Source organism: Escherichia sp. MAL-1 (assembly GCF_052948035.1).
Genome location: NZ_CM129609.1, coordinates 1,236,930 through 1,253,196, shown reverse-complemented (window position 1 = coordinate 1,253,196; position 16,267 = coordinate 1,236,930). Strand labels below are relative to the sequence as shown.

19 protein-coding genes and 1 other RNA gene are annotated in these 16,267 nt (G+C 49.2%); 12 read left to right on the top strand and 8 right to left on the bottom strand.

Annotation, left to right across the window (positions count from 1 at the left end; translation table 11 throughout):
- Window positions 1-118 precede the first annotated feature (118 nt).
- The 4 genes from ACU8XX_RS06170 (at window position 119) to ACU8XX_RS06155 (ending at window position 2,866) form a co-directional block, all read left to right on the top strand.
- A complete protein-coding gene (locus tag ACU8XX_RS06170) occupies window positions 119-484 on the top strand; it encodes a DUF2799 domain-containing protein (RefSeq protein WP_024176546.1) in 366 nt (121 codons plus the stop codon).
- 149 nt (window positions 485-633) lie between these two features.
- Window positions 634-1,152, top strand: coding sequence for a YfiR family protein (locus ACU8XX_RS06165; RefSeq protein ID WP_001212391.1), 519 nt, complete (start codon window positions 634-636; stop codon window positions 1,150-1,152).
- Window positions 1,142-2,368, top strand: a complete 1,227-nt coding sequence (gene dgcN, locus ACU8XX_RS06160; RefSeq protein WP_016242308.1) for a diguanylate cyclase DgcN — start codon at window positions 1,142-1,144, stop codon at window positions 2,366-2,368. The genes ACU8XX_RS06165 and dgcN overlap by 11 nt, the downstream gene beginning before the upstream one ends.
- Window positions 2,369-2,383: 15 nt before the next feature.
- Entirely contained in the window at window positions 2,384-2,866 is a 483-nt protein-coding gene (locus ACU8XX_RS06155; protein ID WP_000589828.1) for an OmpA family protein, read from the top strand.
- Window positions 2,867-2,941: 75 nt separating this feature from the next.
- On the opposite strand, the gene rplS is transcribed toward ACU8XX_RS06155, so the two are convergent.
- From rplS to ffh, 5 genes are all read right to left on the bottom strand, one after another.
- Entirely contained in the window at window positions 2,942-3,289 is a 348-nt protein-coding gene (gene rplS / locus ACU8XX_RS06150) for a 50S ribosomal protein L19 (protein ID WP_000065253.1), read from the bottom strand.
- Between the two features lie 41 nt (window positions 3,290-3,330).
- Entirely contained in the window at window positions 3,331-4,098 is a 768-nt protein-coding gene (gene trmD / locus ACU8XX_RS06145) for a tRNA (guanosine(37)-N1)-methyltransferase TrmD (protein WP_000264777.1), read from the bottom strand.
- A 30-nt stretch (window positions 4,099-4,128) separates the two neighbouring features.
- The gene (gene rimM / locus ACU8XX_RS06140; protein WP_000043335.1) at window positions 4,129-4,677 is read right to left on the bottom strand and encodes a ribosome maturation factor RimM; all 549 of its coding nucleotides are present in this window, start codon (window positions 4,675-4,677) and stop codon (window positions 4,129-4,131) included.
- A gap of 18 nt (window positions 4,678-4,695) precedes the next feature.
- On the bottom strand, window positions 4,696-4,944 hold the full coding sequence (gene rpsP, locus ACU8XX_RS06135; protein ID WP_000256450.1) for a 30S ribosomal protein S16: 249 nt from the start codon (window positions 4,942-4,944) through the stop codon (window positions 4,696-4,698).
- 136 nt (window positions 4,945-5,080) lie between these two features.
- Complete coding sequence (gene ffh, locus ACU8XX_RS06130; RefSeq protein ID WP_000460035.1) at window positions 5,081-6,442, bottom strand: signal recognition particle protein; 1,362 nt, start codon at window positions 6,440-6,442, stop codon at window positions 5,081-5,083.
- A gap of 166 nt (window positions 6,443-6,608) precedes the next feature.
- On the opposite strand from ffh, the gene ACU8XX_RS06125 reads away from it, so the two are divergent.
- Together ACU8XX_RS06125 and ACU8XX_RS06120 are read left to right on the top strand one after the other, a co-directional pair.
- Window positions 6,609-7,400 carry a cytochrome C assembly family protein gene (locus tag ACU8XX_RS06125; protein WP_001338897.1) on the top strand — a complete coding sequence of 264 codons (792 nt, stop codon included), beginning with the start codon at window positions 6,609-6,611 and terminating at the stop codon, window positions 7,398-7,400.
- Window positions 7,401-7,420: 20 nt separating this feature from the next.
- Window positions 7,421-8,707, top strand: coding sequence for an HlyC/CorC family transporter (locus ACU8XX_RS06120; protein ID WP_010723175.1), 1,287 nt, complete (start codon window positions 7,421-7,423; stop codon window positions 8,705-8,707).
- A 54-nt stretch (window positions 8,708-8,761) separates the two neighbouring features.
- On the opposite strand, the gene grpE is transcribed toward ACU8XX_RS06120, so the two are convergent.
- The gene (gene grpE / locus ACU8XX_RS06115; RefSeq protein WP_001296310.1) at window positions 8,762-9,355 is read right to left on the bottom strand and encodes a nucleotide exchange factor GrpE; all 594 of its coding nucleotides are present in this window, start codon (window positions 9,353-9,355) and stop codon (window positions 8,762-8,764) included.
- 122 nt (window positions 9,356-9,477) lie between these two features.
- Here grpE and nadK point away from each other — a divergent pair, with 122 nt between their 5' ends.
- From nadK to bamE, 3 genes are all read left to right on the top strand, one after another.
- Window positions 9,478-10,356, top strand: coding sequence for an NAD(+) kinase (gene nadK / locus ACU8XX_RS06110; RefSeq protein WP_001059169.1), 879 nt, complete (start codon window positions 9,478-9,480; stop codon window positions 10,354-10,356).
- Window positions 10,357-10,441: 85 nt separating this feature from the next.
- Window positions 10,442-12,103 carry a DNA repair protein RecN gene (gene recN / locus ACU8XX_RS06105; protein WP_096317619.1) on the top strand — a complete coding sequence of 554 codons (1,662 nt, stop codon included), beginning with the start codon at window positions 10,442-10,444 and terminating at the stop codon, window positions 12,101-12,103.
- A gap of 148 nt (window positions 12,104-12,251) precedes the next feature.
- The gene (gene bamE / locus ACU8XX_RS06100) at window positions 12,252-12,593 is read left to right on the top strand and encodes an outer membrane protein assembly factor BamE (protein WP_001203437.1); all 342 of its coding nucleotides are present in this window, start codon (window positions 12,252-12,254) and stop codon (window positions 12,591-12,593) included.
- 61 nt (window positions 12,594-12,654) lie between these two features.
- Here bamE and ACU8XX_RS06095 read toward each other — a convergent pair whose 3' ends face one another.
- Together ACU8XX_RS06095 and ratA are read right to left on the bottom strand one after the other, a co-directional pair.
- A complete protein-coding gene (locus ACU8XX_RS06095; protein ID WP_001117838.1) occupies window positions 12,655-12,945 on the bottom strand; it encodes an RnfH family protein in 291 nt (96 codons plus the stop codon).
- On the bottom strand, window positions 12,935-13,372 hold the full coding sequence (gene ratA / locus ACU8XX_RS06090) for a type II toxin-antitoxin system toxin RatA (RefSeq protein WP_001300750.1): 438 nt from the start codon (window positions 13,370-13,372) through the stop codon (window positions 12,935-12,937). Before ratA ends, ACU8XX_RS06095 begins: the two co-directional genes overlap by 11 nt.
- A 170-nt stretch (window positions 13,373-13,542) precedes the next feature.
- Between ratA and smpB the strand changes: the two genes are divergently transcribed.
- From smpB to ACU8XX_RS06075, 3 genes are all read left to right on the top strand, one after another.
- Window positions 13,543-14,025, top strand: coding sequence for an SsrA-binding protein SmpB (smpB, locus tag ACU8XX_RS06085; protein WP_000162574.1), 483 nt, complete (start codon window positions 13,543-13,545; stop codon window positions 14,023-14,025).
- Between the two features lie 214 nt (window positions 14,026-14,239).
- Window positions 14,240-14,602: a transfer-messenger RNA gene (ssrA, locus tag ACU8XX_RS06080) on the top strand.
- Between the two features lie 165 nt (window positions 14,603-14,767).
- Window positions 14,768-15,997, top strand: coding sequence for an integrase domain-containing protein (locus tag ACU8XX_RS06075; protein WP_214551265.1), 1,230 nt, complete (start codon window positions 14,768-14,770; stop codon window positions 15,995-15,997).
- The last annotated feature ends 270 nt before the right edge of the window (window positions 15,998-16,267 follow it).

Here is a 16,267-nt window from a genome sequence, read left to right as displayed (position 1 = left end):
TTTCGTACATTTTTATTTACACAGGCAATTTAGTCGCGATTTCAACCCTTACTTCTGTATAGATAAATTTACACTCCCTTTGAAAACAATCCGCTATGCTTTGAAAAAGGAGAAAGAAATGATGGAAAAGTTTATCGCCCCCTTGTTGGCTTTACTGGTTAGCGGATGTCAGATTGATCCTTATACTCACGCGCCAACCTTGACCAGCACCGACTGGTATGATGTTGGTATGGAAGATGCGATATCGGGCAGCGCCATAAAAGATGACGATGCATTTAGCGATTCACAGGCGGATCGCGGTCTATACCTTAAAGGATATGCCGAAGGACAAAAGAAAACTTGCCAGACCGATTTTACTTATGCCCGAGGACTTTCCGGTAAAAGCTTTCCTGCCAGCTGCAACAATGTTGAAAATGCCAGCCAACTGCATGAAGTATGGCAAAAAGGGGCTGATGAAAATGCCAGCACAATACGATTAAATTAATTAAAACCCCACAAATAAATTAAACATAAGATTTTACTCATTGTGTTTTATTTCTCACATTGATGACGATTGCATGAAAAAATGATATTTTAATGAGCATTCTGAAAAAATATCGATGCATTTCGAGCGAAGATGGTGGGGATCCCTGAATGCGTTTTTCTCACCGACTGTTCTTACTTCTGATTCTCCTGCTGACGGGAGCACCAATACTCGCTCAGGAGCCTTCTGACGTTGCGAAAAACGTGCGTATGATGGTTTCCGGTATTGTCAGTTACACCCGCTGGCCTGCGCTATCAGGGCCACCAAAGTTATGTATCTTTTCATCTTCACGTTTTAGTACCGCCCTACAAGAGAATGCCGCGACATCTTTGCCTTATCTGCCTGTCATCATTCACACTCAACAAGAGGCGATGATTTCAGGCTGCAATGGTTTTTATTTTGGCAACGAGTCACCGACATTCCAGATGGAATTAACCGAACAATATCCGTCAAAGGCGTTATTATTAATTGCCGAACAAAATACCGAGTGCATTATTGGTAGCGCCTTTTGTCTGATCATCCACAATAATGACGTCAGATTTGCCGTAAACCTGGATGCCTTATCGCGTAGCGGTGTAAAGGTCAACCCGGATGTCTTAATGCTCGCACGGAAGAAAAATGATGGATAACGATAATTCTCTTAATAAGCGCCCCACGTTTAAAAGAGCATTACGCAACATCAGTATCACCAGCATATTTATCACTATGATGCTGATCTGGTTGCTGCTTTCCGTGACCTCGGTGCTGCCCCTGAAACAGTACGCGCAAAAAAACCTGGCACTGACAGCAGCAACAATGACTTACAGTCTGGAAGCAGCTGTCGTTTTTGCCGATGGCCCTGCAGCAACTGAAACACTGGCAGCGCTGGGCCAGCAAGGGCAATTTTCAACTGCAGAAGTACGTGATAAGCAGCAAAATATTCTGGCGTCCTGGCATTACACCCGTAAGGATCCAGGCGATACTTTCAGCAATTTCATAAGCCACTGGCTCTTCCCCGCCCCCATCATTCAGCCGATTCGTCACAATGGTGAAACCATTGGCGAAGTACGCTTAACCGCTCGCGACAGTTCAATCAGCCATTTTATCTGGTTTTCGCTCGCCGTACTGACCGGTTGTATTCTGCTGGCATCAGGCATCGCAATTACCCTCACCCGCCATTTGCACAATGGCCTGGTGGAAGCACTGAAAAATATCACCGATGTCGTACATGATGTGCGTTCCAACCGCAATTTTTCCCGACGAGTTTCGGAAGAACGTATCGCTGAGTTTCACCGCTTCGCTCTCGACTTCAACAGTCTGCTGGATGAAATGGAAGAGTGGCAGCTTCGTTTACAGGCTAAAAATGCGCAGCTTCTACGTACCGCGCTACATGACCCATTAACCGGGCTGGCTAACCGCGCAGCGTTTCGTAGCGGCATCAACACGTTGATGAACAATTCCGATGCCCGAAAAACGTCGGCGTTACTATTTCTTGATGGCGATAATTTCAAATACATCAATGATACCTGGGGTCATGCGACGGGCGATAGAGTCTTGATTGAAATCGCAAAACGGTTAGCTGAAGTTGGCGGGCTGCGACATAAAGCATACCGCCTGGGCGGCGATGAATTCGCTATGGTGCTCTATGATGTACAGTCAGAATCTGAAGTGCAGCAGATATGCTCAGCACTGACACAAATCTTTAATCTCCCGTTTGATCTTCATAATGGTCATCAGACCACCATGACATTAAGCATTGGTTACGCGATGACCATTGAGCACGCCTCTGCGGAAAAATTACAAGAGCTTGCCGATCACAATATGTATCAGGCCAAACACCAGCGTGCCGAAAAGCTGGTGAGATAACAAGGATATATCGATATGATAAAGCACCTGGTAGCACCCCTGATTTTCACCTCACTAATACTGACTGGCTGCCAGTCCCCTCAGGGAAAGTTTACTCCTGAGCAAGTCGCCGCTATGCAATCTTATGGATTTACTGAATCCGCCGGCGACTGGTCGCTGGGCTTATCAGATGCCATTCTGTTCGCAAAAAATGACTACAAATTGCTCCCGGAAAGCCAGCAACAGATCCAAACCATGGCAGCCAAATTGGCCTCGACAGGGCTAACACATGCCCGTATGGATGGACACACCGATAACTATGGTGAAGACAGTTACAACGAAGGCTTATCATTGAAACGGGCGAATGTCGTGGCCGATGCATGGGCTATGGGTGGACAAATTCCACGCAGCAATCTCACCACACAGGGTTTAGGAAAAAAATATCCCATAGCCAGTAACAAGACCGCCCAGGGCCGCGCCGAGAACCGCCGCGTCGCAGTGGTGATTACTACCCCTTAAAACACCAGCAAACAGATAAAAAAGGGCCAGCCAATTGGCCAGCCCTTCTTAACAGGATGTCGCTTAAGCGAAATCTTAGTTAAGACGCTCTTTGATACGAGCAGCCTTACCAGTACGCTCACGCAGGTAGTACAGTTTAGCTTTACGAACAGCACCACGACGTTTGACAGAAATGCTGTCAACTACCGGAGAGTGAGTCTGGAAGACACGCTCAACGCCTTCGCCGTTGGAAATTTTACGAACAGTGAATGCAGAGTGCAGACCGCGGTTACGAATAGCGATAACCACGCCCTCGAATGCCTGCAGACGTTTTTTGGAACCTTCAACAACCCATACTTTCACTTCCACGGTATCACCCGGACGGAAGGAAGGTACGTCCTGCTTCATCTGCTCTTGTTCAAGTTGCTTAATAATGTTGCTCATAATTTAATCTCTTATCCTGGGTAAACTGATATCTCGGGGGCTTACGCCATCCCATCATGTTTATGTTGCTGTTGTGCGTGTTCCGTTTTGAACTCCGCCAGCAACCTTGCTTGCTCTTCAGTCAGAGCCAGGTTTTCCAGAAGTTCAGGTCTTCTAAGCCAGGTACGGCCCAGCGACTGTTTCAAACGCCAGCGACGTATCTCGGCATGGTTGCCCGACAGTAACACTGGCGGAACTTCCATCCCTTCTAACACCTCAGGCCGCGTATAGTGCGGGCAATCCAGCAATCCTTCAGCAAAGGAATCTTCCGTTGCCGAGGCTTCATGTCCCAGTACTCCCGGAATAAACCGGGAAACGGAGTCAATCAGCGTCATTGCTGGTAACTCACCACCACTGAGAACGTAATCGCCGATTGACCATTCTTCGTCAATTTCGGTTTGGATCACGCGCTCATCTATACCTTCGTAGCGACCGCACACCAGAATCAATTTTTGATTCGTTGCCAGTTCGCTGACGCCCGCTTGATCAAGCTTGCGTCCCTGTGGTGACAGATAAATCACCTTTGCGCCTTCACCCGCCGCGGCTTTTGCTGCATGAATGGCGTCCCGCAAGGGTTGCACCATCATTAACATCCCCGGTCCGCCGCCGTAAGGACGATCGTCCACGGTACGGTGCCGGTCATGCGTGAAGTCGCGAGGACTCCAGCTCTGGATGCTCAGCAGGCCATTTTTAACTGCCCGGCCAGTTACCCCGTAATCGGTAATTGCGCGGAACATTTCAGGAAACAGGCTAATTATGCCAATCCACATAGCGCCGTCTTTTACCGTTTATCCGGTGGTTTAAAAACCAGGATCCCAATCTACTTCGATTGAACGAGTAGTGAGATCGACTTTCTTGATAACCTGCCCATCGAGGAACGGTACGAGACGTTCCTTGATACCAAACGCATCTTTCAGGTTTGCCTTAATGACGAGAACGTCATTAGATCCGGTTTCCATCATATCGACGACTTTACCGAGATCGTAGCCTTCAGTGGTTACTACCTGGCAGCCCATCAGGTCTTTCCAGTAGTAGTCCCCCTCTTCAAGCTGAGGCAGCTGCGATGAATCCACGACAATTTCACAATTCGTCAGCAGGTTCGCCGCATCACGATCGTCAACGCCTTTCAGCTTGATGATCATGTCCTGATTGTGGTGCTTCCAGCTTTCCAGCTGGACTTGCTGCCACTGACCCGCCTTCTGGATAAACCAGGGCTGATAGTCAAAAATGCTTTCGGCGTCTTCGGTGGAAGAAAACACTCTGAGCCACCCACGAATACCGTAAGACGAACCCATTTTTCCCAAAACGATGGGATCAACAGGTGCTTGCGCGGTGAGTTGTTTGCTCATCATGACCACCGTGACAGATTAAGCTGCTTTGTTTACTTCTTTGATCAGCGCAGCAACGCGATCAGAAATAGTTGCGCCCTGGCCAACCCAGTGAGCGATGCGATCCAGATCCAGGCGAGTGCCTTCTTCTTTTTCGCTAGCGATTGGGTTGAAGAAACCAACGCGCTCGATGAAGCGACCGTTGCGTGCATTACGGCTGTCAGCGACAACAACCTGGTAGAACGGACGCTTTTTAGCGCCGTGACGTGCTAAACGAATAGTTACCATAACATCCTCTTGTGTGAATAAAACAACCGGACCCCATCGAGGAACGGAGTCCGGTGTCATATTAAAAGCCCGAAAATTTTACTGATTTCTGGAGAAAATGCAATCAGCAGTTAATAACTCTGTCGCATAAGGTCATTTAGCGACCAGGAAATCCCGGCGGCATCATCCCCTTCATGCTTCTCATCATCTTCGCCATTCCGCCCTTCTTCATTTTCTTCATCATGCGCTGCATGTCGTCGAACTGCTTCAGAAGGCGGTTAACGTCCTGCACCTGCATACCGCAACCGGCAGCGATACGACGCTTACGCGAACCTTTGATGATTTCTGGCTTAGCGCGCTCTTTCATCGTCATCGAGTTGATGATGGCTTCCATACGCACCAGCACTTTATCGTCCATCTGCGACTTAACATTATCCGGGATCTGCCCCATGCCCGGCAGCTTGCCCATCAGGCTAGCCATGCCGCCCATATTTTTCATCTGGCGCAGTTGCTCAAGAAAATCGTTGAGATCGAAGCCGTCGCCTTTTTTCAGCTTGCTGGCTAATTTCTCTGCCTGCGCGCGGTCAACTTTGCTTTCGATATCTTCGATCAGCGACAGTACGTCGCCCATGCCGAGAATACGCGACGCGATGCGGTCCGGATGGAACGGCTCCAGCGCCTCAGTTTTCTCGCCAACACCGAGAAACTTGATCGGTTTGCCAGTGATGTGACGAATAGAGAGCGCCGCACCGCCGCGGGCATCGCCGTCCACTTTGGTCAACACTACGCCGGTAAGCGGTAACGCTTCATTGAATGCTTTTGCCGTATTGGCCGCATCCTGACCGGTCATGGCGTCAACCACAAACAGGGTTTCAACCGGGTTAATCGACGCATGGACTTGTTTGATCTCGTCCATCATCGCTTCGTCAACGTGCAGACGACCAGCGGTATCCACCAGCAGCACGTCGTAGAATTTCAGTTTGGCTTCTTTCAGCGCCGCGTTAACGATATCTACCGGCTTCTGACCAACATCAGAAGGGAAGAAATCAACGCCCACCTGCTCTGCCAGCGTCTCAAGCTGTTTGATTGCCGCCGGGCGATAAACGTCGGCAGAAACCACCAGCACTTTCTTCTTGTGCTTCTCGCGCAGGAACTTACCGAGTTTACCAACGCTGGTTGTTTTACCGGCACCTTGCAGGCCCGCCATCAGCACGACCGCAGGCGGTTGCGCCGCCAGGTTCAGGGTCTGGTTCTCTTCGCCCATCGCCGCAACCAGTTCGTTACGGACGATTTTGACGAACTCCTGCCCCGGCGTCAGGCTCTTATTAACTTCATGACCAACCGCTTTCTCTTTTACGCGATTGATAAACTCACGCACTACCGGCAGAGCGACGTCCGCCTCCAGCAGCGCCATGCGCACTTCGCGCAGCGTATCTTTTACGTTGTCTTCAGTGAGGCGTCCACGGCCACTGATATTGCGCAGCGTGCGCGACAAACGATCGGTTAAATTATCAAACATTGTCTCTCGCCTGGGGTGGAAACGGTTGGCCGCAATCGCGACACATCATCAGTATTTTGCCGCAGTATAACATGAAGGCGTCTTTGTTGTTATGCAACGGTTGGAGCAGCGTTCACCTGACGCTATACTGCTTCTCTTTCTTATTGCTCAAACTGTCGACATCACTATGCCCGTTTTTGCTCTGCTCGCGCTTGTCGCCTACTCCGTCAGTCTTGCGCTGATTGTTCCCGGTCTGCTGCAAAAAAACGGCGGCTGGCGGCGCATGGCTATTATTTCTGCGGTCATTGCGCTGGTCTGCCACGCAATCGCTCTGGAAGCCCGCATCCTGCCCGACGGTGATAGCGGACAAAACCTCAGCCTGCTGAACGTTGGTTCATTGGTCAGTTTGATGATCTGTACGGTAATGACCATTGTGGCTTCTCGCAATCGTGGCTGGTTGCTGCTACCCATTGTCTATGCCTTTGCGCTTATCAACCTGGCGCTGGCGACCTTCATGCCCAATGAATACATCACCCATCTGGAAGCAACGCCTGGGATGCTGGTGCACATTGGCTTATCGCTCTTTTCCTATGCCACGCTAATTATCGCCGCCCTGTACGCGCTGCAACTGGCGTGGATTGATTACCAACTGAAGAACAAGAAGCTGGCATTTAACCAGGAAATGCCGCCATTGATGAGTATCGAGCGTAAAATGTTCCACATCACGCAGATTGGCGTGGTGCTGCTAACGCTCACGCTTTGCACTGGCCTGTTCTACATGCACAACCTATTTAGCATGGAAAATATCGACAAGGCTGTGCTCTCTATCGTGGCGTGGTTTGTCTATATTGTGCTGCTGTGGGGACATTACCATGAAGGATGGCGTGGACGCCGCGTCGTCTGGTTTAACGTTGCGGGCGCGGTAATTCTGACACTGGCCTACTTCGGCAGCCGAATTGTCCAGCAGTTAATCAGCTAAACCCAGAAAAGGAGTTTCCCCTGGAACACATTTCTACTACTACGTTGATCATTATTCTGATCATCATGGTGGTCATTTCAGCCTATTTTTCCGGGTCCGAAACCGGAATGATGACCCTCAACCGCTATCGTCTGCGACATATGGCGAAACAGGGTAATCGCTCGGCCAAACGCGTCGAAAAATTGCTGCGTAAGCCAGACCGCCTGATAAGCCTGGTGTTAATCGGCAATAACCTGGTCAATATTCTTGCCTCCGCGCTCGGCACTATTGTTGGGATGCGTTTGTACGGCGATGCGGGCGTGGCAATTGCGACTGGTGTGCTGACTTTTGTCGTACTGGTATTTGCTGAGGTATTGCCGAAAACCATTGCCGCGCTGTACCCGGAAAAAGTCGCTTATCCGAGTAGTTTTCTGCTGGCTCCGCTGCAAATTTTGATGATGCCGCTGGTCTGGTTGCTGAATGCTATCACCCGTATGCTGATGCGCATGATGGGTATCAAAACCGATATCGTGGTTAGCGGCTCTTTGAGCAAAGAAGAGTTGCGCACTATCGTGCACGAATCACGCTCACAAATTTCCCGTCGCAATCAGGATATGCTGCTGTCGGTGCTCGATCTGGAAAAAATGACCGTTGATGACATCATGGTGCCGCGCAGTGAAATTATCGGTATTGATATCAACGATGACTGGAAATCGATTCTGCGCCAACTCTCCCACTCACCTCACGGGCGCATCGTGCTCTACCGTGATTCGCTGGACGACGCCATCAGTATGCTGCGAGTACGTGAAGCCTGGCGGTTGATGTCGGAGAAAAAAGAGTTCACCAAAGAAACCATGCTGCGCGCCGCGGACGAGATCTATTTTGTGCCGGAAGGTACGCCGCTCAGCACGCAGTTGGTAAAGTTTCAGCGCAACAAAAAGAAAGTCGGCCTGGTCGTCAACGAGTATGGAGACATTCAGGGGCTGGTGACGGTTGAAGATATTCTGGAAGAGATTGTCGGCGATTTCACTACGTCGATGTCGCCAACACTTGCCGAAGAGGTCACGCCGCAAAACGACGGTTCGGTGATTATCGATGGCACCGCCAACGTGCGGGAAATCAACAAAGCCTTTAACTGGCATCTACCGGAAGATGATGCCCGCACGGTTAATGGCGTCATTCTTGAGGCACTGGAAGAGATCCCTGTCGCAGGCACCCGCGTGCGTATTGGCGAGTACGATATAGATATTCTCGACGTACAGGACAATATGATTAAGCAGGTAAAAGTTTTTCCTGTGAAACCGCTGCGCGAGAGTGTGGCGGAGTAACGAAAACGGCCCTGCATTCGCATGCAGGGCCGTGAATTATTACGAAAACAGAAATTACGCTTTTGCTTTCGCTACAGTTACCATCGCCGCACGAATCGTACGACCATTCAGCGTATAACCCTTCTGCATAATGCCCAGTACGTTACCTGGCGCAACGTCATCAGATTCCACCATTGCGATAGCCTGATGCACATTCGGGTCCAGCGGCACGTTAGTTTCGGCGATCACTTCAACACCAAACTTACGCACAACATCCAGCATCGACTTCAGCGTCAGCTCAATGCCTTCAACCATCGCAGACATATCCGGGTTAGCTTTATCAGCCACTTCCAGCGCACGATCCAGGCTATCAATCACCGGCAGCAATTCGTTGATGAATTTCTCCAGCGCGAATTTGTGGGCTTTTTCAATATCCAGTTCAGTACGTCGACGCAGGTTTTCCATTTCGGCTTTTACACGCAAAATGCCGTCACGTTCACGGGTCTGGGCTTCAGCCAGCTGAGCTTCGAGATTCGCAATTTTTTCATCGCGCGGATCCACCTGCTCAGCAGAAGCTTCTGGCTCAACTGCCTCAATCTCTTCGTGCTGATCCATGATAATTTCTTCCGGGGCTTGCCCCTCAGGCGTTTTCTGTTCTTTACTACTCATGAATTTCTCCGCGTTTTTTTCGCATTCATCTCGCTAACTTCGCTTATTATGGGGATCAGTTTCAGGGTTTCAAGGGAAGCACTCACATTGTCATCAATCTTCGCAACAAGGACCTCGGAAAAATGAATAATCATTTCAAGTGTATTGGCATTGTGGGACACCCACGGCACCCCACTGCACTGACAACACATGAAATGCTCTACCGCTGGCTGTGCACAAAAGGTTACGAGGTCATCGTTGAGCAACAAATCGCTCACGAACTGCAACTGAAGAATGTGAAAACTGGCACGCTCGCGGAGATTGGGCAACTAGCTGATCTCGCGGTAGTCGTTGGTGGCGACGGTAATATGCTGGGCGCGGCACGCACACTCGCCCGTTACGATATTAAAGTTATTGGAATCAACCGTGGCAACCTGGGTTTCCTGACTGACCTTGACCCCGATAACGCCCAGCAACAGTTAGCCGATGTGCTGGAAGGCCACTACATCAGCGAGAAACGTTTTTTGCTGGAAGCGCAAGTCTGTCAGCAAGATTGCCAGAAACGCATCAGCACCGCGATAAATGAAGTGGTGCTTCATCCAGGCAAAGTGGCGCATATGATTGAGTTCGAAGTGTATATCGACGAGATCTTTGCGTTTTCTCAGCGATCTGATGGACTAATTATTTCGACGCCAACAGGCTCCACCGCCTATTCCCTCTCTGCAGGCGGTCCTATTCTGACCCCCTCTCTGGATGCGATTACCCTGGTGCCCATGTTCCCGCATACGTTGTCAGCACGACCACTGGTCATAAACAGCAGCAGCACGATCCGTCTGCGTTTTTCGCATCGCCGTAACGACCTGGAAATCAGTTGCGACAGCCAGATAGCACTGCCGATTCAGGAAGGTGAAGATGTCCTGATTCGTCGCTGTGATTACCATCTGAATCTGATTCATCCGAAAGATTACAGTTATTTCAACACATTAAGCACCAAGCTCGGCTGGTCAAAAAAATTATTCTAATTTTACGCCAGCCTCTTTACTGTATATAAAACCAGTTTATACTGTACACAATAACAGTAATGGTTTTTCATACAGGAAAACAACTATGTTGGCACAACTGACCATCAGCAACTTTGCTATCGTTCGTGAGCTTGAGATTGATTTTCATAGCGGCATGACCGTAATAACTGGCGAGACCGGCGCGGGTAAATCTATTGCAATAGATGCCCTCGGTCTTTGTCTCGGTGGTCGCGCTGAAGCCGACATGGTGCGTACCGGCGCTGCTCGCGCTGACCTGTGCGCCCGTTTTTCTCTGAAAGATACGCCAGCGGCTCTGCGCTGGCTGGAAGAAAACCAGCTTGAAGACGGGCATGAATGTTTGCTTCGTCGCGTGATCAGCAGCGATGGTCGCTCCCGTGGTTTCATCAACGGTACAGCTGTTCCTCTGTCACAACTGCGCGAACTGGGTCAGTTGCTGATTCAGATCCATGGTCAGCACGCTCATCAATTACTCACCAAACCTGAGCACCAAAAATTCCTGCTTGATGGCTATGCCAATGAAACCTCTCTACTGCAGGAAATGACCGCACGTTATCAGTTGTGGCATCAAAGCTGCCGTGACCTCGCGCATCATCAACAGTTAAGTCAGGAACGCGCCGCCCGTGCGGAACTGCTGCAATACCAATTAAAAGAACTTAACGAATTTAATCCGCAGCCCGGAGAGTTTGAACAAATCGACGAAGAGTACAAACGTCTGGCGAACAGCGGTCAATTGCTGACCACCAGCCAGAATGCATTGGCATTAATGGCCGACGGTGAAGACGCAAACCTGCAAAGTCAGCTTTACACGGCTAAACAACTGGTGAGCGAATTGATTGGCATGGACAGCAAACTGTCCGGCGTACTTGATATGCTGGAAGAAGCTACCATCCAGATTGCTGAAGCCAGCGATGAACTGCGCCACTACTGCGATCATCTGGATCTCGATCCCAACCGACTATTTGAACTTGAACAGCGCATCTCAAAACAGATTTCGCTGGCACGTAAACATCACGTCAGCCCTGAGGCATTGCCACAGTATTACCAGTCGCTACTGGAAGAACAGCAGCAACTGGACGATCAGGCCGACTCACAAGAAACGCTTGCGCTGGCGGTAACGAAACATCATCAGCAGGCACTGGAAATCGCGCGCGCATTACACCAACAACGCCAGCAATATGCAGAAGAACTTGCACAGCTGATCACCGACAGTATGCATGCGCTCTCAATGCCGCATGGGCAGTTTACGATCGATGTTAAATTTGACGAGCATCACCTGGGCGCTGACGGTGCCGATCGTATTGAGTTTCGGGTAACCACCAACCCAGGTCAGCCAATGCAGCCTATTGCCAAAGTCGCATCCGGTGGTGAATTGTCCCGCATCGCACTGGCAATCCAGGTCATCACGGCGCGTAAAATGGAAACCCCGGCACTGATTTTTGATGAAGTGGATGTAGGGATTAGCGGTCCAACAGCGGCAGTTGTCGGCAAACTGCTGCGTCAACTCGGCGAATCAACTCAGGTGATGTGTGTTACCCACCTGCCACAAGTCGCGGGATGTGGTCATCAACACTATTTTGTCAGCAAAGAAACCGATGGTGCGATGACAGAAACGCATATGCAATCCCTGAATAAAAAAGCGCGGTTACAAGAGCTGGCGCGCCTGCTTGGTGGCAGTGAAGTCACACGTAATACACTGGCGAATGCGAAAGAACTGCTTGCAGCGTAAACTTTTTTCCTGCTTCACGGTCAGAGTAAACAGCAAAACGCCGTAAGACCGGAAAGCAAAAGGTTTTAAAGTGATGAAAGGTCTATTATCATCGGCATATTACAGATGAGCCTCGTACTGCTCGGGCCCGAAAAGGAATCAAATCACTATGCGCTGTAAAACGCTGACTGCTGCAGCAGCAGTACTATTGATGTTGACCGCAGGCTGTTCCACTCTGGAGCGAGTGGTTTACCGTCCTGACATCAACCAGGGGAACTATCTGACCGCTAACGACGTATCCAAAATACGTGTTGGCATGACGCAACAACAAGTTGCGTACGCATTAGGTACACCGCTGATGTCCGATCCATTTGGTACGAATACCTGGTTCTATGTCTTCCGCCAGCAACCAGGTCATGAAGGTGTAACGCAGCAAACGCTGACGCTGACCTTTAACAGTAGCGGTGTGTTGACCAATATTGATAACAAACCTGCGCTGAGTGGTAACTAATAATAAAGTTGCTCTCAAAGACGTTAAAAAAGGTGCTCAATGAGCACCTTTTTTCTGTCTGTTATTTATTCGCTGATTTTTCTGCTCGTTGCCTGCGAAGCTCTTTCGGATCGGCAATGAGAGGGCGATAAATCTCCACCCGATCGCCATCATGCACACTATCGCTTAGTTTTGCCGGACGGCTGTAAATGCCGACTTTGTTTTTAGTTAAATCGATATCGGTACGCAATTCCAGCAAGCCACTGGCGCGAATAGCTTCTTCAACCGTCGCGCCCTCCTGCAGCGTCACGCGCTGCAGGTACTGCTTCTCAGGTAGCGCATAAGCCACCTCAACGGCAATTTTACCTGGCACTGTAAACCTCTTTCGCACGAACCGTAAAAGCCTGGACCATATTAGCCGCCAGCTCTTTAAACACGCGACCAAAGGCGAGTTCAATCAACTTATTGGTAAACTCAAAGTCGAGATGAAACTCGATACGACACGCCTCCTGGCTCAGCGGCGTAAACTTCCATCCACCAATCAATTTCTTGAACGGCCCATCCACCAGATTCATAAGAATACTTTGGTTACTGGTCAACTGGTTGCGGGTAGTAAACGTTTTGCTGATCCCAGCCTTAGAGACATCTACCGCCGCAGTCATCTGCCCAGGAGTGGACTCCAGAATCCGACTTCCGGTACAACCCGGCAAAAACTGAGGATAAGACTGAACGTCATTCACTAACTGATACATTTGCTCCGCGCTGTAGGGTACCAGTGCGGTCCGGCTAATCTGAGGCATAACAATTTCCATCAACAAAAATCCAACAAATAATATCATTTATCCTGCTGTAAAAAAAACGCTATCCCGGCGCTGGGTAACATCGGGTTCATGCTAAGATAGAGCCTTGTCCCCCGCAGGATTGATATGGGGTGTTTTCGATTTCAGATTACCGATGATTCACGACGCTTATGACGAAGAAAAAAGCACATAAACCTGGTTCAGCGACCATCGCGCTTAACAAGCGCGCCCGTCACGAATACTTTATCGAAGAAGAGTTCGAAGCGGGACTTGCCCTGCAAGGCTGGGAAGTTAAATCCCTGCGCGCAGGAAAAGCCAATATCAGCGACAGCTATGTCCTTCTGCGTGACGGAGAAGCGTTCCTGTTTGGCGCAAACATCACGCCAATGGCAGTGGCCTCCACGCATGTGGTGTGCGATCCTACCCGTACCCGCAAGTTACTTCTCAACCAGCGCGAACTGGACTCATTGTACGGTCGCGTCAATCGAGAAGGCTATACCGTAGTGGCGCTCTCCCTGTACTGGAAAAATGCCTGGTGCAAAGTGAAAATCGGCGTCGCCAAAGGTAAGAAACAGCACGATAAACGTTCAGATATCAAAGAGCGCGAATGGCAGGTGGATAAAGCGCGTATCATGAAAAACGCCCACCGTTAAACCTGCACTCCAATTATTGACCAGTTCCTCACCGCGCCTCCCTCTCCGGCGGCGCGAATGAACATCTTATTGGCTATCACATCCGACACAAATGTTGCCATCCCATTGCTTAATCGAATAAAAATCAGGCTACATGGGTGCTAAATCTTTAACGATAACGCCATTGAGGCTGGTCATGGCGCTCATAAATCTGGTATACTTACCTTTACACATTGGGGCTGATTCTGGATTCGACGGGATTTGCGAAACCCAAGGTGCATGCCGAGGGGCGGTTGGCCTCGTAAAAAGCCGCAAAAAATAGTCGCAAACGACGAAAACTACGCTTTAGCAGCTTAATAACCTGCTTAGAGCCCTCTCTCCCTAGCCTCCGCTCTTAGGACGGGGATCAAGAGAGGTCAAACCCAAAAGAGATCGCGTGGAAGCCCTGCCTGGGGTTGAAGCGTTAAAACTTAATCAGGCTAGTTTGTTAGTGGCGTGTCCGTCCGCAGCTGGCAAGCGAATGTAAAGACTGACTAAGCATGTAGTACCGAGGATGTAGGAATTTCGGACGCGGGTTCAACTCCCGCCAGCTCCACCAAATATTGATGTACTGAAGTTCAGTAAAGTCTACTAAGCCCGTACAGCACAAGCTCTGCGGGCTTTTTTACGTCTATTGTAGTCTAGTGAGAATTGCTGAGAACTACGAGTTATGGCACCCTGAATGGGACCCACGAAAAGGGTCCTAAAATTGAGGGTCCCAAACATGGCCAAAATCGCTAAGAAACTCACTGACACTGAAATCAAAAGCACCAAACCTTCCGAGAAAGAGGTTAACCTTTTTGACGGCGATGGTTTGCTGTTGCGAATCGCTCCCTTGGCGAAGGGAGGGAAGAAAAATTGGTATTTCAGATATGCAGTGCCTGTGACCAAAAAGCGAACTAAGGTGAGCTTAGGAACCTATCCTCACCTTACACTTGCGAAGGCACGAGCTTTACGTGATGAATACTTGTCGTTGCTTGCAAATGGTATAGACCCCCAAGTTCATAACACCCAAAAAACCAATGCACTGAAAGATGCCACAGAACATACATTTCAAGCAGTAGCCAAGAAGTGGCTTGATGAGAAAGTCAAAACGTCAGGCATCTCCCAAGATCATGCTAACGACATCTGGCGAAGCCTAGAGAGAAATATCTTTCCCACATTGGGTGATACCCCCATTAAGGAGATTCGCCCTAAAATGCTTAAACAGCATTTAGAACCTATAGAAAAACGAGGTGTCCTTGAAACACTTCGCCGCATCATATCCCGCCTGAATGAAATTTTCCGCTATGCAGCAACAGAAGAACTCATAGAATTCAACCCGGCAGACAATCTGGGGCAACGGTTCAGCAAGCCAAAAAAACTGAATATGCCAGCATTACCCCCTTCCGAACTCCCTCGCTTCCTGGTTGCTCTAAACAATGCTTCTATCCGTTTGGAAACAAGGCTACTGATTGAGTGGCAACTTCTCACATGGGTTCGCCCAGGTGAAGCTGTTCGCACAAGATGGTCAGATATTGATATTGAAACTGGCATGTGGAACATCCCGGCGGAGTTTATGAAAATGAAGAAGCCTCACAAAGTTCCAATGAGCAAAGAAGCTTTGCGAGTATTGGATTTAATGAAAGCCATCAGTGGGCATAGAGAGTGGGTTTTCCCCAGTATCAAAGCTCCACTCAATCACATGCATGAACAAACAGCTAATGCGGCCATAATCCGTATGGGTTTCGGAGGTGAGCTTGTAGCTCACGGTATGCGATCAATCGCCAGAACGGCTGCGGAGGAGTCTGGTAAATTTAGGACTGATGTCTTAGAAGCCGCCCTTGCCCACTCGAAGAAAGATGAAATAATTGCAGCCTACAATCGTGCAGAGTATCTCACAGAACGGGTGGTTCTCATGCAGTGGTGGAGTGACTTTGTTTCGTCTCAAAAATACAAAATTATTGCCGCATAACTCTTCCATGATGGGTTAACTATCTTGATTTAGTTAAAGAATTAATAATCATATTATTAACCTATGTGGACTAAGCATAGCCATTTACGAATCGATACCTTGAGGCCACATAACGAAAGCTGTCGGTCATATCAGCTAAATAATTCACATCTCTTCTCGATTATCATACACCATGAAGATTTACTAAATTCGCTCTAATCAATGATAAAACAGTTGAATTTGGTTAAAAATTGATCAATTTTATCCTCTACATTGTATTGAATCATCCAT

Coding starts and splice junctions, on each gene's coding strand:
- ACU8XX_RS06170 (WP_024176546.1), top strand. CDS start 119: ATGATGGAAAAGTTTATCGCCCCCTTGTTGGCTTTACTGGTTAGCGGA.
- ACU8XX_RS06165 (WP_001212391.1), top strand. CDS start 634: ATGCGTTTTTCTCACCGACTGTTCTTACTTCTGATTCTCCTGCTGACG.
- dgcN (WP_016242308.1), top strand. CDS start 1,142: ATGATGGATAACGATAATTCTCTTAATAAGCGCCCCACGTTTAAAAGA.
- ACU8XX_RS06155 (WP_000589828.1), top strand. CDS start 2,384: ATGATAAAGCACCTGGTAGCACCCCTGATTTTCACCTCACTAATACTG.
- rplS (WP_000065253.1), bottom strand. CDS start 3,289: ATGAGCAACATTATTAAGCAACTTGAACAAGAGCAGATGAAGCAGGAC.
- trmD (WP_000264777.1), bottom strand. CDS start 4,098: ATGTGGATTGGCATAATTAGCCTGTTTCCTGAAATGTTCCGCGCAATT.
- rimM (WP_000043335.1), bottom strand. CDS start 4,677: ATGAGCAAACAACTCACCGCGCAAGCACCTGTTGATCCCATCGTTTTG.
- rpsP (WP_000256450.1), bottom strand. CDS start 4,944: ATGGTAACTATTCGTTTAGCACGTCACGGCGCTAAAAAGCGTCCGTTC.
- ffh (WP_000460035.1), bottom strand. CDS start 6,442: ATGTTTGATAATTTAACCGATCGTTTGTCGCGCACGCTGCGCAATATC.
- ACU8XX_RS06125 (WP_001338897.1), top strand. CDS start 6,609: ATGCCCGTTTTTGCTCTGCTCGCGCTTGTCGCCTACTCCGTCAGTCTT.
- grpE (WP_001296310.1), bottom strand. CDS start 9,355: ATGAGTAGTAAAGAACAGAAAACGCCTGAGGGGCAAGCCCCGGAAGAA.
- nadK (WP_001059169.1), top strand. CDS start 9,478: ATGAATAATCATTTCAAGTGTATTGGCATTGTGGGACACCCACGGCAC.
- recN (WP_096317619.1), top strand. CDS start 10,442: ATGTTGGCACAACTGACCATCAGCAACTTTGCTATCGTTCGTGAGCTT.
- bamE (WP_001203437.1), top strand. CDS start 12,252: ATGCGCTGTAAAACGCTGACTGCTGCAGCAGCAGTACTATTGATGTTG.
- ratA (WP_001300750.1), bottom strand. CDS start 13,372: ATGCCTCAGATTAGCCGGACCGCACTGGTACCCTACAGCGCGGAGCAA.
- smpB (WP_000162574.1), top strand. CDS start 13,543: ATGACGAAGAAAAAAGCACATAAACCTGGTTCAGCGACCATCGCGCTT.
- ACU8XX_RS06075 (WP_214551265.1), top strand. CDS start 14,768: ATGGCCAAAATCGCTAAGAAACTCACTGACACTGAAATCAAAAGCACC.